Raw genomic sequence first — 14,459 nt, 5'->3', positions numbered from 1 at the left:
CTATGCTTGTCATATTTGAAATGAACTTCCCATAAGAATGAGATAAAAAAGAAAAAGTGTGGACAGGAGGTGCCTCTATGTCTCTAAAACCGATCTATCAAATTCTTCCCTTGTCCATCCGAGAGTTAATACAATCTCTACCACGAACAATCCTTGGATGTTTGGAAGAAATTCGAGTGAGGCAAGGCCGTCCCTTAGAAATCATTACATCAGAGCAGTCTTGGTTTGTAAGTAAATCATGTCAATTAAGTATGAAACCGAAAGATAGCATGTTTCCAAACAAAGAAGACTGTCAGAAAATGCTTAACCTAATTAGTAACCACTCTTTATACACAATGGAGGAAGAGCTACGTCAGGGATATGTAACCGTTGAAGGAGGACATCGGATCGGACTGGTAGGTAAAGTCGTGGTTGAGAAAGGGAAAGTCAAACATATTCGAGAAGTCACGGGATTTAATATTCGGGTTGCTCGGCAAGTCATGGGGGTAGGCGAGGGACTTATTTCTTATCTAATTTCAGGTGAAGATGTTGAAAATCTCCTTTTAGTCTCACCTCCTCAGTGTGGAAAAACGACTTTAATTCGTGATTTAGCGCGATTAGCTAGTACAGGTGGAAGATTGTTTCGATCACGGAAAGTTGGAATAGTCGATGAACGTTCAGAGATTGCTGGATGTGTAGATGGGGTTCCTCAGCACGATGTTGGACCAAGAACGGATGTGTTAGATGCTTGTCCTAAAGCTGAGGGAATGATGATGATGATTCGGTCAATGTCTCCTGAAATATTAGTAGTTGACGAAATTGGAAGGCAAGAAGATAGTCTAGCTGTTCATGAGGCCGTCTATTCAGGTGTTCACCTGTTCACAACAGCACATGGTAGCTCACTTGAAGAAATTTGTCATCGTCCCATTTTATCTGGATTAATTCATGAAGGGATTTTCTCACGAATTGTTTTGTTAAGCCGTAGACGAGGTCCAGGAACCATTGAAGGGATTTATAATGAGTCTTTGCAACCGGTACCTTTACCAAGTCAAAAGGTGGTTTATACACGATGATTAAATTGATGGGAGCTTGTCTGGTATTTTTAGCTGCTACTTGGGCAGGGTTTTTTTTAGCAAGGAGTTACAGAGAGCGACCGCGACATATTCGACAGTTACGCTCGGCCTTATCTCTGCTAGAAACTGAAATAGGTTATGGAACAAGGCCTTTAATCCAAGCCTGTGAACAGATTTCTCTTAGAGTAGATGGTGTAATTGCCACGATCTTCAGGCAATGTGCAGAAAACTTAAAACAGATGGATGGTGCATCGACGTATGAGTGTTTTCGCCAAGCGATTGAAGAGCAGTGGCCTAAAACAGCGATGAAAAAACCCGAAAAACAGGTGTTCCTTCAGTTTAGTCAAACATTGGGTGTTTCAGATCGTCAAGATCAATTACAGCATGTGGCAATGGCACAAGCCAATTTGGATGTAGAAGAAAGAAAAGCACGAGATGAACAAGTTCAATATGAAAAAATGTATAGGACTGTTGGCATCCTCTGTGGAGTATTCATTATCATCTTGTTGTATTAGGGGAGGGTTTTATGCCATACAATGTAGATGCTGTTTTTCAAATCGCTGGGATTGGAATTATTGTGGCAATGATACATACCGTACTTAAGCAGATGGGAAAAGAGGATTTTGCACATTGGGTAACCTTGTTTGGATTTGGAGTTGTTTTATTTATGATTGCCATGTTGATTCAGGATCTGTTTCAGACGATTAAAAATGTGTTCCTCTTTCGTTCTTGATAGGAGGAGATCCGCTTGGAAATTATCCAGGTGGTAGGCATTGGGATTATCGCTACTTTTCTAGTACTAGTTATTAAAGAACAAAAACCCGTGTTCGCCTTTTTGCTAGCAACTTTTACTGGAATTGTTATTTTTATTGCTCTAGCTGGGAAGATCGCCGAAGTGATCCGGGTGTTGGAACATTTAGCAACACAAGCACGAGTGAATAACCTCTTTTTTGAGACCATTTTGAAAATTGTCGGTATTGCTTATATCGCTGAATTTGGTGCACAAGTGACACGCGATGCAGGACAAGGGTCCATTGCTTCAAAAATAGAGCTGGCAGGGAAACTTTTAATTATGGTAATGGCTATTCCAATTATTACAGTCATTATCGAAACAGTGATTCAAATTTTACCTGCTTAAAAGGTGAAGGATATGAAGCGGATCTGTTGGCTTCTACTTAGTATATGGATATGTTGGTGTTTTCCCCACGCTGTCTATGCTGAGGGGGAGGAAAATAACGATCGATCGATTACAAATGAGCTTATCCGCTCACAATTAAATCAACTTCAAGTGAAAGAAGTCGAATCATTTTGGCAGTACTTACAAACAGAGTATGGGCGTTTCTTTGATGATAAAAATGAGCCTAGTTTATTTGACTTACTACTTTCAAACAAAAGCTTAAGTACAAAGGATGTGCTCGCTGCACTTGGGCGTTATTTTTTCCATGAAATACTATATAACGGGAAGCTACTAGGCACAATCATTGTCTTAGCTGTCTTTAGTATGATTTTGCAAACATTGCAAACAGCCTTTGAAACACGTCAAGTAAGTCAAGTAGCTTATGCTATCGTATTTATGGTCATTATTATTTTAGCCATTGATAGCTTTTACATTGCTGTAAGCTCTGCTAAGTCAGCTATACAGTACATGATTGACTGTATGTTAGCATTAATTCCCTTGATGCTAACTTTACTTGGAATGACAGGGAGCTTTGGCTCAGTGACGCTCTTTCATCCATTGATTATTTTTATGATCAACATGATTGGTACAGTGATTTATTTCTTTATTTTTCCTTTGTTTTTCCTCTCTACTATTTTAAGTGTTGTTAGCTGTTTATCGGAAAAGTATAAGGTAAATCAACTGGCTAATTTACTACAAAAGATAGGAATGACTACCCTAGGTGGAATGCTTACCATTTTTTTGGGAATTCTTTCGGTACAAGGTGCGACAGCTGCTGTTACAGATGGTGTAACGATACGAACTGCCAAGTATATTACTGGGAATTTTGTACCTGTAGTAGGACGGACGATATCGGAGGCAGCAGATACAGTTGTAGGTGCATCCTTGCTTGTGAAAAATACAGTTGGGTTAGCCGGAGTGATTCTATTACTTTTGATTAGTGCTTTTCCAGCTATCAAGATTCTTTCTTTGGCTTTTATCTACCAGTTTTCAGCAGCAATTATGCAGCCACTAGGAAATAGTCCGATTATCGAAAGTTTATCAACGATCGGAAAAACGTTTATCTATATCTTTGCTGCATTGGCAACAGTAGGATTGATGTTTTTCTTAGCGGTGTCAATCATCATCGCTTCTGGAAACATTTCGATGATGATGAGGTAGGTGAAATGGTGGAATGGTTAACAGATTGGATTAAACAGATTATACTGCTGGTTTTAATTGCTACCTTTTTGGATTTACTCCTTCCGAATCATTCTATGGAAAGATATGTAAAATTGGTTATGGGGCTTATTATCATCATGGCTATTCTTTCTCCCATATTTAAGCTGATTAAAAATGATCTGAATTTGGCCAATTTAGCTACGACTATCCAGCATAAATGGAATATGAAAGAAATGTCACCGATTAGAGATATAAAGGAAAATGCCGATAAACTACAAAAAAACCAAGATCAGCTCATTCAAAAGCAAACAGAGAAATCCATGGAAAAGATCATCAAACAAAATATTCAAACAAAATTTGGTGTGGAGGTGGTTCAGGCCAAGGTAAAAACAGAGTTAAATCGCAATCATGTTCTTGAAATTAAACAGATTGAAGTGGTTACACGTACTAAATCTATCAATCAAAAGTCACCTACTAAGACAAAGTCCATGGAACCTGTAGCTCCAGTCCATGTAGAAATAACTCCTACAATAATAAAACCATCTAACCAAGTGGATAAATCCTTAGCTAAAGAAATTACAGAATATTTAAAGCAGAGCTGGCAAGTTACGACTGAGCAGATTCATATCCTTATTGAAGCACCTCGTTAAGGATGGGGGATGTGTTGTGTTTTTAAAGTGGCTACAAAAATTAGAACAAAAACTAGGTGGTGGTACAAAGAGAAATACTTTTCGTTTCATTCTTATTCTCGGGTGTATTGGAGCTGGAGTAATGTTACTTTCTTCCTTTTTGCAAGTTGAAGAAGAAGATGGAGTACCAAGACGGTTCTCGGCTCCTTCGTTCAAGGAAGATAATACGGGCCCGGTTCCACATAAAGAGATGAGTATGGAGGATTATGAAAAAAAGTATGAAAGCCAACTGGCAGATGTCTTAAGCAAAATTGTCGGTGTTGATGATGTATCCGTTATGGTCAACCTTGATTCAACGGAAGAAGAAGTTGTTCATGTAGAAACAAGAGAAGCTTCGCAAGTGACCAATGAAGCTGATCCCAAAGGTGGTAATCGTACAATTCAACAAACAAATAATGAAAAAAAAACAGCGACTTATCGTGCAGATGATGGTGAACAACCCGTTGTCATCAAGCGTTTAAAGCCGAAAGTTCGTGGTGTTCTGGTTGTGGCACGTGGAATTGAAAATTTACAGGTTAAAGCAGCAGTCATCGAGGCAATTCAGCGCACACTTGATCTTCCTATGCATCGAATTTCCGTACTACCTAAAGGATCATGAGATACCACATACCACCATGGAAAACCATATAGACAAGCTATTAGAGGAGGATTCATTATGCAAGTCAATAAACAAACAGTTTGGTTGGTTACCATGTTAACTCTGATGGTTGTACTCTCAGCTTACTATATTGCAACAGGGCCTGTTGAACCAGCAGAGAAAATTGCCAAAGATTTGGATATGAAAAACAATCAGATTCAAGTGGACATCAAAGCTCTAGATCAACCTGCGTCCACAAATAAAGAGAAGGAAGATTTGAAAGGAAAAAGTGAAAGTGACTACTTTGTAGCATATCAATTACAACGAAATACATTGCGTGGCAAAATGACTGAAGAGTACATGAAGGTCTTGTCTAATCCGAATTCTTCTAAGCAAGCGATTAAAGAGGCAGAAGCAAAGTTAAATCAATTATCCCAAGTCGATAAACAGGAAAATGTACTTGAAGAACTTATTCGTAAAAAAGGGTATCGAGATGCTGTCGTCATTACAAATGATGAGCATATTGATGTGATTGTCCAGTGTGATAATCTCACAAAAGCACAAGCTGTAGAACTTATTAGTCTTGTAAAGCAACAAATGAATATGGCTGCCAATCAAATTTCGGTAGCATATGTTAAATAAAAAAAGAGAAACCAGCCTTCCTCGGATAGGCTGGTTTCTTTGTCGTAGATCATAATTGTGACAAAAATGAAGCGGGAAAATTGAACAATATGTAGCCGTTTGGCAAAAGAGCTTTTCATATTTTTATTGTTTGCTAGAATGAAATCATCTGTCTGGGCAGGCAGAGGCCCTGATTTATTAAGAAATTTCGGTTTCTTCAAAAGGCAGTTTCATGACTTTTAAACATCAAGGGAGAGGATCTGTTTGAAGAAAAAGTGTATTTTAGCTTTAGGAACATTAATCGTTACAAGCTTTTTAAGTGTTGGACAAGCATTTGCTGCAACTTACACCGTCCAAAAAGGAGATACATTATATAGTATTTCTAAAAAGTATAATACAAGTGTATCAGAGCTACAAAAGTTAAATAAACTAAATAGTACCACGATTCGAGTTGGTCAAAAGCTAACGGTACCTGATCAGAAAGGTTCAAACGGTTCTTCTAGCTCACAAAGTTCTTGGTCTGTGAAAGCTGATAAAGTCATAAACGAAGCCAAAAAGCATGTGGGTAAAAAATATCGCTATGGTGGAACGGGTCCAAGCTCATTTGATTGCTCCGGTTTTACTCAATATGTATATAAAAACTCGATTGGATACAGTTTACCACGCGTCTCATCTGATCAAGCGAAAAGAGGGAAATCGACTGGTAAAAGCTTAAGTAACTTACGTAAAGGCGATCTTATGGTCTTTAAAGAAAATGGGCGAGTATTTCATGTAGCCATTTATATGGGAAATGGTAAGATGATCCACGCAGCATCTAGCAAAACAGGAGTAAGTATTGCAGATGTAAATAATGTCTACTGGAAGCCACGTTTTGCTGAAGGTCGTCGCCTTTTTTAGTAAAATATAAATAACAAATTATATAAATCGTATTTCTTCCCCAAAACAAAGAACCTAGGCATTAATCAGACTAGGTTCTCTGTTTTTAATTATCGTGAAATGGAAGCTGGAGGAACAGCTTGATTTTTCTCGGGTATATGTACCCGTAAGCTATAAAGAACAGATACAAGTATGACTAAAGAAGCAATACCAGCGGTTACGATGATTGATGTTCCTTTAAATAAGGGTGAAAAAATGGCGATCCCAATTAAGGTACCTCCTGTAAAAATAGGATTCATAATCCCGCTAACTCGCCCTACATAGTCTTTGTCCACGATTTGTAGGACTAAAGTGTTTAAAGTAACGATTAAAAAAGTAGAAGTTAAACCAACGATAAAACGAATACTTGCTGTAATTGGTATCCAAGTGGATAAGGCTTCTAAAAAAACACATAAGGAGAGGACTCCTAGACAAATAGACATAGTTGGCTTTATTTTTAATCGAGTGAGTAAATGAGAAGTAATGATCGCACCAATTAAAGATCCGATTCCGCCAATCATCAAAAACCACTGCAGAGATTCCTTTGCCAATTCTAAACGTTGGGTGATAATAAATACTTCAAGTGGCTGAATAATCCCAAGTCCAATGGCGATGAAAAAATCCATAATTGTCAGTGTTTTTAAGGTCTGTTGCTGTTTTAAATAAAGGAATCCTTGTTTCATATCTTGCCAAACAGATGAGGTTTGACTTACATCTTTCTTAGAAGAAGGTAAAAAACTTACCAAAAACGCAGAAAAAAGGAAAGCTCCACCAAAGAAATATAATGAGGCTTCAATACCGAGCCAGCCATAGATTCCTGTTCCTATAAAAGGACCAATGATGACAAAGATCGGAGTGAGACCTTGGATCAAGCTGATTGCCTGTGATAGTTCTTGATCCGTTAGATGTTGCTTAAGCATTACTACGGCAGATGGTTGTGTAAACTGGCTGAAAATAGCTGAAAGGAGTGTAGCTAAGTAGATCGCTGGCCAAAAACCAAAGTCAAGTAAACCAATAATAAGAATCATAGAAGCTGCACTCAAACAATCGCTAATGATCATGGTTCTCTTAGGGCGCCATCGATCAGCCAGTGTTCCTCCGATAAATGCGATAAGAAAAATGGGTAAATACTCAGATACTTGAATCATCGAAACTGCAGTAGGGTCATTCTTTGTCTGTTCCATAATAAAGTAAAGAATGGCCATATTACGAATCCAAATGGCTATATTCTCTAATAGACATTTTCCGGTGATTATCCACAAGATACGCTTATTCATCATTTCCCTCCTAATTAAAAACCGAACGTCCGGTATAATTAAGAAACAAAAAAATTAGTTTTTGGCTATTCCATGTAAAAAGATGGATGTCGCTTTCTGATATAGCGTAATTAATGAAGATGAATCGAGTTCTTGCTGAAATATGCTAAGTCCAGCAAGCAATCCCATGAACGTTTTAGCTATCTCATCCAAATCATTCTGTTTAAAATCTCCTTGGTCTATTCCTTCTTTGATAATGTGTCGATAGAGAGAATATGATTGATGGATGGAGGAGTTTAGTTGTTTAACTATATCCTCATTATGACTGATCGTATTAGCAACGAACTCTTCAACTACCTTATAAAGAGGATGTTCAAAATCTCGAGCAAAATGCTCGGCGATCATATAGAGTTTATCAGTAGCACTACTTACTTGTCGGATAATACGCTCACATTCTTGATTCCAACTAGCAAAATGATCTTCAACGAAGGAGAGAAAGAGATCTTCTTTGTTTTTAAAATGATAATATAAGCTACCTTTACTAACCCCAGTTGCTGTACAGATGTCTTCGATGGATGTCGCTGTATAGCCTTTCTGACAAAATATCTCTTTGGCTTTTTTGATGATGAGTTTTTTGGTTTGCTCTCCATCGTTACGTCTTTTTCGCATGAAACAGCTCCTTTCATTAAACCGACCGTTCGTTCTAATTATAAGATACTGAAGCTACTTTAATCTTGTCAACATTAAATAATTTTATTAAGAGATTGTTATGTAATTTACTTCCCTCATTATTTTCAATATCATGAGTATGATTAGCCAAAAAAGCTAATTGATGCTAAAATAGCAACAGATAAGTCGGAAGCTTTCGAAATTAGAAAGGGGTATGAAGGATATTGCAATATAAGATTGGTAGTTTGCTACATGGATGATGGAATTAGTTCTAAGATTGTACAGGCTACAGTCGGATTTTGCGGAGCCTTATGTAACATTTCGTCCTTAAACATAAAATGGTATCATCTGTCTATAGGAGTAGAAGTGATTGGGAAATAGAATACACATACTCTTCAAAGGGCCTTTGAAACTCTTAAACATTGTCATGGTTGGATTATAAGGCTTCATGATTCGTCATCAAACCCAGAGCAACAAAAACACATACTAAACCATCATAAACTTCTAAGAAAGTATTATGATTCATATGTGAATATTCGACCAGCAAAAACTAGAAAGAAGCTTGCTTCGATTGTTGATCATATGGATTTGGTTAGCTGTGTAAAGTGGCCAATTAACATTTGATAGACAACATCAAACGTATGTTGAATGATCAAAGATAGTTTCGCAAATCTTAATATAGATCATGTACTTTTCTTGTTTTTTTATGGTAAAACTAATATGAAGCCATGAGTTGAGAGTGGTAAGGGCTGGTCAAAAGACAGAAAAAACTATATCATAAAAACCGTTAATAGAAAAAGCAATCGTGAGCTATTTTCATATCAAAAATAAAACGCAGAGTTGCTTGAGAGGAGAGTTATGCATGGCTTTTAAAATGCATGAAATCCGTGAATTGATTCGTTTAATGGATGAGTCTAAGCTCGAAGAGTTTGAATGGGCTCATGGTGAAGAAAAAATAGTGATCAAAAAAGTGGCTGAACGTGCCCAAGTTGTACCAACTCCTGTTCCACAAGTGTCGAGCGCTGTCCCTGTTCAAACAGTAGCTCCAGTAGTCACGCCACCGGCTCCAGCAGTACCAGCTACTCCAGCCACAGAGCCGATTAATCCACCCGTGCAAGAGCAAGATCTAGGAGTCGCAGATGATGCTAACCTACATAAAATCGTATCTCCAATGGTTGGAACCTTCTACCGGGCTCCTGCTCCCGATGCAGATCCATATGTTCAAGAAGGAGACACTGTTGATGAGAAAAAGGTTGTTTGTATTGTTGAAGCCATGAAATTGATGAATGAAATTGAGGCAGAAACCCGCGGAACGATCGTGAAAATTTTGGTAGAAAATGGACAGTTAGTTGAATATGGACAGCCACTATTCTTAGTAAAAACTAGCTAATCCTGCGGGAGGAGAAGAATATGTTTAAGAAGGTATTAGTGGCTAATCGTGGCGAAATTGCAGTACGTGTGATTCGTGCATGTCGTGAATTAGGAATTAGTACAGTAGCTGTTTATTCAGAGCCAGACCGTGATGCTTTACATGTACAGATTGCAGATGAAGCTTATTGTATTGGACCCGCACTCGCCCGAGATAGCTACTTAAATATGACGAATTTAATGAGCACAGCAACGCTCGTGGGAGCCGATGCTATACATCCTGGTTATGGATTCCTTGCGGAAAATGCCGATTTTGCTGAGCTATGTGAAGCATGCGGAATTCAATTTATCGGACCTCATCCTGAAGCAATCCTTAAAATGGGAGATAAAACAACGGCTCGGGAAACAATGAAACAAGCTGGTGTTCCTGTTGTACCGGGAACAGAAGGAATTATTGAAGATATCGAAGAAGCCGCTAAAACAGCAAATGGTATTGGATATCCAGTCATCGTAAAAGCAACTGCAGGTGGCGGTGGAAAAGGAATGCGTATCGTTCATTCCGAAGAGGAATTAAGAAATGCAGTAGCACTTGCTCAAAAAGAAGCAGAAGCAAATTTTGGGAATCCAGGTGTATACCTCGAGAAATTTTTAGTTAAGCCACGGCACATTGAGATTCAAGTTTTAGCGGATAAACATGGCAATGTCATCCATTTAGGTGAACGGGATTGTTCCATTCAGCGTCGGTATCAAAAACTAATCGAAGAAGCACCTTCTCCTGCACTAACTCCAGAGCTTCGTGAGAAGATGGGACAAGCAGCAATTCAAGCAGCGAAATCGGTAGATTATTCAGGTGCAGGCACAGTAGAATTTTTATTAGACCGAGATCACAACTTTTATTTCATGGAAATGAATACAAGAATTCAGGTAGAACATCCAGTAACCGAAAGTATTACTGGGATCGACTTAGTTAAGGAACAAATTCGAGTTGCTGCAGGTGAACAGCTTTCTGTTAATCAAGAAGATATCGTTTTCAATGGATGGTCAATCGAATGCCGTATCAACGCAGAACGACCTGATAAAAACTTTATGCCATCTCCAGGTACTATTCAATTTTATGCTCCTCCAGGTGGAATGGGAGTACGTATAGATAGTGCATGTTACCCAGGATATCGCATTTCTCCTTTTTATGATTCTATGGTGGCGAAGTTAATCGTATGGGGTAAGGATCGTCAGGAAGCTCTAGACCGTATGACACGAGCATTAAAAGAGTTTGCTATTGACGGAGTCTATACAACGATTCCATTTCATTTGAAATTATTAAGTCACCCAAAGTTTGTACAGGGTGATTTCCATATTCAGTTCTTGGAACAGGAAAATTGGGAAGAGGAGAGTGAATAGTGTAATGGATCATATCGTATATGAAGAGCAAAATGTGCTTGGAAAAATAGAGATTGCTCCTGAAGTCATTCAAACGATCGCTGGTTTAACTACCTCCCAAATCGACGGAGTCGCAGAGTTAAAAGGCGGAGTTGTGGGTGATCTCAACCGATTGATTGGTCGTAAAAATGTTCGCCAAGGAACACAAGTTGAGATTGCTGAACAAACGAGTATTGAGATAGCTATGGTTGTAGAGTATGGTTACCAAATCATCGAAGTTGGTAAGGAAGTACAAGAGAAAGTCAAGTCAGCGGTTGAAACGATGACTGGTTTAACTGTGGAAAAAGTTGTCGTTCGTGTAGAAGGAATCAAGGTTCCGAGCATAGAAAAAAGTAAAGATGATATAGGAAATAAAGGAAATAAGAGGGTGAAGTAATTTATTAGATAGAGAGGGAGGGACCAAGGATGGGTTTATGGGATCGGCTACTCTTATTTATATATAGCTTAGGTATTGCCGCTTTAGCAATAACCACCATCTTAACCGGATTTCACCTTTTTATTAGTCCACAAGAAGCGAGCCAAGCTATTTTATTATTAGATAAAGACTTAGCACTTAACATTTCTGTTATTGGTGTAAGTATATTTGTGTTATTAGTGAGTCTTCGTTTTTTGGGATTTGGATTACTAAAAATATCTAAAGATGCGGGTGTAGACCGTGTTACAGAGATCGGAAATATTCGTATTTCTTTAGAGACAATTGAAAATGTTGCGGTAAAGTCTGCCAGACGAGTTAGAGGGGTTCGTGATTTAACCGCACGAATTCGCCATGATGCCAAAACTTCAACCGTAGATATTGGACTTAAAATTATTGTGGATGGTGAAATTCCTATCCAAGAAGTATCCGAGCAACTACAGCGTACTGTAAAGGACCAAGTTGAAACAATTGCCGGTGTCCATGTTGACCAAGTTCCAGTATATGTGGCAAAAACCATTCAAGCCAATAGAGCAAAAATTCGTGTTGAGTAAGGCGGTGCAACATGGATAAACATTTTCTTAAGGGAGTCTGGTTACAATATGGAGGACGTATTGTAGGCTCTTTTATAGGTATTGCCCTTGGTCTCGTTTACCTCTTTGTCGGTTTCTGGAAAATGCTCTTTTTTGCTCTACTGGCTGGATTAGGTTATTTTTTAGGCAGACAGTTTGATCGCAAAGAAGATTTAAAAGAAGTGATTGATACTATTATTTTGGAAAAATGGATGCGTAAATAGAGACCGGGCCGTCTTTGGCTCGGGTTTCTTTTTGGAGGAAAGAGTCGATGAAAAGCGAATTAATGGAAGAAATGAGTCCCCGTTTAGTTAGAGAATGTGTTTTGCAAGCTTTATATCAGTTGGAGTTTCATCCAGATAATATCGAACTGGTCATTCAAGAGAGAGGCGAAAAGCTGACAGGATCTTTTCACCAATTTTATTTGCGAATGATAGAAGGGATTAAAGAGCATCAGTCACAAATCAATGATTTGATCAAACGTTATTTAAAAAGTGGTTGGTCAGTAGATCGTATATCTGTTGTGGATCGAGCTATATTACAAATTGCCATTTATGAATTGCTTTATGAAGTGAGAACACCAAAAGGTGTGGTGATCAATGAAGCTGTCGATTTGGCTAAGATCTATAGTGGAGTAGAGTCTAGTCGTTTTGTCAATGGTGTATTAGGAAATATTGTCAAAGACATCGGCGAAAGACTAAGCGATAAAACAGAGTGAAAATGTAAGGGGTGGCGAAAATATCTTTGATTTTCCCACCTTTTTTTGTAGATAACCAGAAAAGCTGGAAGTGTTTTAGTGATAAGAGGGTAAGGTATAAATGTGATCGAAATCGGAATGAATGGATATATGGAGTTAATTTTTCACTTGCGTATCATTAGCCATTGTGGGATTGTAAATACATTGATAAATATTAGACTGAAGGGAACAAGTAAAAAGAATGAATATAGATATAGAGAGAGAACCTTGGTCTGTATCGAAACTGGTTAACTATCTTCGTGGTACGTTAGAGTTGGATGATCAATTACAAAAAGTTTGGGTAGAAGGAGAAATTACAAACTTCACTCATCACATACGAAGTGGCCATATGTATTTTTCTTTAAAGGACGAACAAACACAACTGAAAGCAGTCATGTTTGCTGGTTATAATCGGCGACTACGCTTTACACCGAAAAATGGTGATCGTGTGGTGGCAAAAGGAAAGCTATCGGTTTATGAAAGAGATGGTCAAGTCCAATTATATATTCATGATCTTAGCCTACATGGTGTAGGTGATTTATATGTTGCTTTTGCACGTCTTAAAGAGCAATTGGAGGAAGAAGGTCTCTTTGATCCAACAAAAAAGAAGGAATTACCTAGCTACCCGTATAAAATTGGTGTAATTACTTCTGCAAGTGGAGCAGCGATTCGCGATATTATCACCACAATAAAAAGACGTTATCCTTTGGTTCATGTACTTCTTTTCCCTGTTTCTGTCCAAGGGAAAACTGCCGCTAAAGAGGTAGCGAAGGCCATTGCGATGATGAATCAATTGAAAGAGGCTGAAGTTCTCATTGTAGGACGTGGTGGGGGCTCAATGGAAGAACTGTGGGCTTTCAACGAAGAAATTGTGGTTCGCAGTATTTTCGAATCAGAAATCCCTGTTATTTCAGCAGTTGGACATGAAACCGATTTTACCTTAAGCGACTTTGTGGCTGATCTTCGTGCAGCAACCCCTACTGCCGCTGCTGAATTGGCTGTCCCTCATCTGGAAGAATTAAAAGAAAAGGTTACCTCTTTACAAAAAAGGCTAATTCATATACAAACGACTATGATAAGCTTATGGAGAGATCGTGTAAGACAATTATTAAGCCGTCCGATCTTTCAGCAGCCTCGTGCACGCTTAGAGCAATATACACAGCGGATTGACTATCTACACAGTGATTTAACTAAAGCGATAGAAAAAAGACTAAAGACTCATCAGCATCTACTAGAACGTTTAGGAGAGCAGTTACAACGTTATCAACCACAGGTCACTTTATCAAAACAACGTGAGCGGCTCACCTATTTACAGAAAGACTTGTTTCGCGCGATCTATCGACAAGTTGAAGAAAAACAAGGGAAACATCTGCGATTAATTGATCAGCTTGACGCGCTAAGTCCTCTAAAAGTGATGCAGCGAGGCTATTCATTGGTATATCGTTTTAAGCAAGATGAGTTGATTCAGTCAGTTAAGCAAGTACAACCAGGGGATTTAATTCGTGTACGTTTATCTGATGGGCAGCTCAAGTGTCAAATATGGGGAGCAAAGGAGGACAAAGATGAGTGATCAAAATCAAATAGAATCTCTTCCTTTTGAAAAAGCGATAGAAAGACTTGAAGAGGTAGTTCGTCTGCTTGAAAAAGGAGATGTCCCTCTGGAAGAAGCGATTCGCTTATTCGATGAAGGAATGAAATTAGCAGGAGCTTGCAATCAAAAGCTAGAATGGGCAGAGCAGCAAATTGAGATGCTGGTACAAGAAAATGGTGAATGGATTAGAAAGCCATTTTTATCTGAGGAGGAACTTGAGTAGTGC

At 38.5% G+C, this 14,459-nt stretch carries 19 protein-coding genes; 17 read left to right on the top strand and 2 right to left on the bottom strand.

Going from position 1 to position 14,459, the window contains the following annotated elements:
- Window positions 1-77: 77 nt before the first annotated feature.
- The 9 genes from spoIIIAA to DL897_RS00500 all read left to right on the top strand — a co-directional run bounded on the left by spoIIIAA (window position 78) and on the right by DL897_RS00500 (window position 6,174).
- The gene (spoIIIAA, locus tag DL897_RS00540) at window positions 78-1,052 is read left to right on the top strand and encodes a stage III sporulation protein AA (RefSeq protein WP_113657179.1); all 975 of its coding nucleotides are present in this window, start codon (window positions 78-80) and stop codon (window positions 1,050-1,052) included.
- Window positions 1,049-1,567: a stage III sporulation protein SpoIIIAB gene (gene spoIIIAB / locus DL897_RS00535; RefSeq protein WP_113657178.1), complete on the top strand. Its 519-nt coding sequence runs from the start codon at window positions 1,049-1,051 to the stop codon at window positions 1,565-1,567. The genes spoIIIAA and spoIIIAB overlap by 4 nt, the downstream gene beginning before the upstream one ends.
- An 11-nt stretch (window positions 1,568-1,578) precedes the next feature.
- Window positions 1,579-1,785: a stage III sporulation protein AC gene (gene spoIIIAC / locus DL897_RS00530; RefSeq protein ID WP_093229696.1), complete on the top strand. Its 207-nt coding sequence runs from the start codon at window positions 1,579-1,581 to the stop codon at window positions 1,783-1,785.
- Between the two features lie 15 nt (window positions 1,786-1,800).
- Window positions 1,801-2,190, top strand: a complete 390-nt coding sequence (gene spoIIIAD, locus DL897_RS00525; protein WP_113657177.1) for a stage III sporulation protein AD — start codon at window positions 1,801-1,803, stop codon at window positions 2,188-2,190.
- 12 nt (window positions 2,191-2,202) lie between these two features.
- The gene (gene spoIIIAE / locus DL897_RS00520) at window positions 2,203-3,390 is read left to right on the top strand and encodes a stage III sporulation protein AE (RefSeq protein ID WP_113657176.1); all 1,188 of its coding nucleotides are present in this window, start codon (window positions 2,203-2,205) and stop codon (window positions 3,388-3,390) included.
- Between the two features lie 5 nt (window positions 3,391-3,395).
- Window positions 3,396-4,040, top strand: coding sequence for a stage III sporulation protein AF (spoIIIAF, locus tag DL897_RS00515; RefSeq protein WP_113657175.1), 645 nt, complete (start codon window positions 3,396-3,398; stop codon window positions 4,038-4,040).
- Window positions 4,041-4,056: 16 nt separating this feature from the next.
- Entirely contained in the window at window positions 4,057-4,677 is a 621-nt protein-coding gene (gene spoIIIAG, locus DL897_RS00510) for a stage III sporulation protein AG (protein ID WP_113657174.1), read from the top strand.
- A 57-nt stretch (window positions 4,678-4,734) separates the two neighbouring features.
- A complete protein-coding gene (locus DL897_RS00505; protein WP_113657173.1) occupies window positions 4,735-5,298 on the top strand; it encodes a SpoIIIAH-like family protein in 564 nt (187 codons plus the stop codon).
- 243 nt (window positions 5,299-5,541) lie between these two features.
- Complete coding sequence (locus DL897_RS00500; protein ID WP_113657172.1) at window positions 5,542-6,174, top strand: C40 family peptidase; 633 nt, start codon at window positions 5,542-5,544, stop codon at window positions 6,172-6,174.
- Window positions 6,175-6,263: 89 nt separating this feature from the next.
- On the opposite strand, the gene DL897_RS00495 is transcribed toward DL897_RS00500, so the two are convergent.
- The gene (locus tag DL897_RS00495) at window positions 6,264-7,469 is read right to left on the bottom strand and encodes an MFS transporter (protein ID WP_168188577.1); all 1,206 of its coding nucleotides are present in this window, start codon (window positions 7,467-7,469) and stop codon (window positions 6,264-6,266) included.
- Window positions 7,470-7,523: 54 nt separating this feature from the next.
- Window positions 7,524-8,117 carry a TetR/AcrR family transcriptional regulator gene (locus tag DL897_RS00490; RefSeq protein WP_113657170.1) on the bottom strand — a complete coding sequence of 198 codons (594 nt, stop codon included), beginning with the start codon at window positions 8,115-8,117 and terminating at the stop codon, window positions 7,524-7,526.
- A gap of 862 nt (window positions 8,118-8,979) precedes the next feature.
- Between DL897_RS00490 and accB the strand changes: the two genes are divergently transcribed.
- The 8 genes from accB (at window position 8,980) to xseB (ending at window position 14,456) form a co-directional block, all read left to right on the top strand.
- Entirely contained in the window at window positions 8,980-9,507 is a 528-nt protein-coding gene (gene accB, locus DL897_RS00485; RefSeq protein ID WP_113657169.1) for an acetyl-CoA carboxylase biotin carboxyl carrier protein, read from the top strand.
- Between the two features lie 20 nt (window positions 9,508-9,527).
- Window positions 9,528-10,883, top strand: coding sequence for an acetyl-CoA carboxylase biotin carboxylase subunit (gene accC, locus DL897_RS00480; protein WP_113657168.1), 1,356 nt, complete (start codon window positions 9,528-9,530; stop codon window positions 10,881-10,883).
- A 4-nt stretch (window positions 10,884-10,887) separates the two neighbouring features.
- On the top strand, window positions 10,888-11,298 hold the full coding sequence (locus DL897_RS00475) for an Asp23/Gls24 family envelope stress response protein (RefSeq protein WP_113657167.1): 411 nt from the start codon (window positions 10,888-10,890) through the stop codon (window positions 11,296-11,298).
- A gap of 29 nt (window positions 11,299-11,327) precedes the next feature.
- On the top strand, window positions 11,328-11,888 hold the full coding sequence (amaP, locus tag DL897_RS00470) for an alkaline shock response membrane anchor protein AmaP (protein ID WP_113657166.1): 561 nt from the start codon (window positions 11,328-11,330) through the stop codon (window positions 11,886-11,888).
- Window positions 11,889-11,899: 11 nt separating this feature from the next.
- Window positions 11,900-12,130, top strand: coding sequence for a DUF2273 domain-containing protein (locus DL897_RS00465; RefSeq protein ID WP_113657165.1), 231 nt, complete (start codon window positions 11,900-11,902; stop codon window positions 12,128-12,130).
- Between the two features lie 47 nt (window positions 12,131-12,177).
- The gene (gene nusB, locus DL897_RS00460) at window positions 12,178-12,624 is read left to right on the top strand and encodes a transcription antitermination factor NusB (protein WP_113657164.1); all 447 of its coding nucleotides are present in this window, start codon (window positions 12,178-12,180) and stop codon (window positions 12,622-12,624) included.
- 220 nt (window positions 12,625-12,844) lie between these two features.
- Window positions 12,845-14,212 carry an exodeoxyribonuclease VII large subunit gene (gene xseA / locus DL897_RS00455; RefSeq protein ID WP_113657163.1) on the top strand — a complete coding sequence of 456 codons (1,368 nt, stop codon included), beginning with the start codon at window positions 12,845-12,847 and terminating at the stop codon, window positions 14,210-14,212.
- Window positions 14,205-14,456, top strand: coding sequence for an exodeoxyribonuclease VII small subunit (gene xseB, locus DL897_RS00450; protein WP_113657162.1), 252 nt, complete (start codon window positions 14,205-14,207; stop codon window positions 14,454-14,456). Before xseA ends, xseB begins: the two co-directional genes overlap by 8 nt.
- The last annotated feature ends 3 nt before the right edge of the window (window positions 14,457-14,459 follow it).

The organism is Thermoflavimicrobium daqui (genome assembly GCF_003313465.1).
In the GTDB taxonomy this organism is placed as follows: Bacteria; Bacillota; Bacilli; order Thermoactinomycetales; family Thermoactinomycetaceae; genus Thermoflavimicrobium; species Thermoflavimicrobium daqui.
Note: the sequence above shows the minus strand (reverse complement) of the source record. Positions and strands in the feature narration are given on the sequence as shown.

Bases quoted from the DNA above. Each gene is read 5' to 3' on its own strand.
- spoIIIAA (WP_113657179.1), top strand. From the start codon at position 78: ATGTCTCTAAAACCGATCTATCAAATTCTTCCCTTGTCCATCCGAGAG.
- spoIIIAB (WP_113657178.1), top strand. From the start codon at position 1,049: ATGATTAAATTGATGGGAGCTTGTCTGGTATTTTTAGCTGCTACTTGG.
- spoIIIAC (WP_093229696.1), top strand. From the start codon at position 1,579: ATGCCATACAATGTAGATGCTGTTTTTCAAATCGCTGGGATTGGAATT.
- spoIIIAE (WP_113657176.1), top strand. From the start codon at position 2,203: ATGAAGCGGATCTGTTGGCTTCTACTTAGTATATGGATATGTTGGTGT.
- spoIIIAF (WP_113657175.1), top strand. From the start codon at position 3,396: ATGGTGGAATGGTTAACAGATTGGATTAAACAGATTATACTGCTGGTT.
- DL897_RS00505 (WP_113657173.1), top strand. From the start codon at position 4,735: ATGCAAGTCAATAAACAAACAGTTTGGTTGGTTACCATGTTAACTCTG.
- DL897_RS00495 (WP_168188577.1), bottom strand. From the start codon at position 7,469: ATGAATAAGCGTATCTTGTGGATAATCACCGGAAAATGTCTATTAGAG.
- DL897_RS00490 (WP_113657170.1), bottom strand. From the start codon at position 8,117: ATGCGAAAAAGACGTAACGATGGAGAGCAAACCAAAAAACTCATCATC.
- accB (WP_113657169.1), top strand. From the start codon at position 8,980: ATGGCTTTTAAAATGCATGAAATCCGTGAATTGATTCGTTTAATGGAT.
- accC (WP_113657168.1), top strand. From the start codon at position 9,528: ATGTTTAAGAAGGTATTAGTGGCTAATCGTGGCGAAATTGCAGTACGT.
- DL897_RS00475 (WP_113657167.1), top strand. From the start codon at position 10,888: ATGGATCATATCGTATATGAAGAGCAAAATGTGCTTGGAAAAATAGAG.
- amaP (WP_113657166.1), top strand. From the start codon at position 11,328: ATGGGTTTATGGGATCGGCTACTCTTATTTATATATAGCTTAGGTATT.
- DL897_RS00465 (WP_113657165.1), top strand. From the start codon at position 11,900: ATGGATAAACATTTTCTTAAGGGAGTCTGGTTACAATATGGAGGACGT.
- nusB (WP_113657164.1), top strand. From the start codon at position 12,178: ATGAAAAGCGAATTAATGGAAGAAATGAGTCCCCGTTTAGTTAGAGAA.
- xseA (WP_113657163.1), top strand. From the start codon at position 12,845: ATGAATATAGATATAGAGAGAGAACCTTGGTCTGTATCGAAACTGGTT.
- xseB (WP_113657162.1), top strand. From the start codon at position 14,205: ATGAGTGATCAAAATCAAATAGAATCTCTTCCTTTTGAAAAAGCGATA.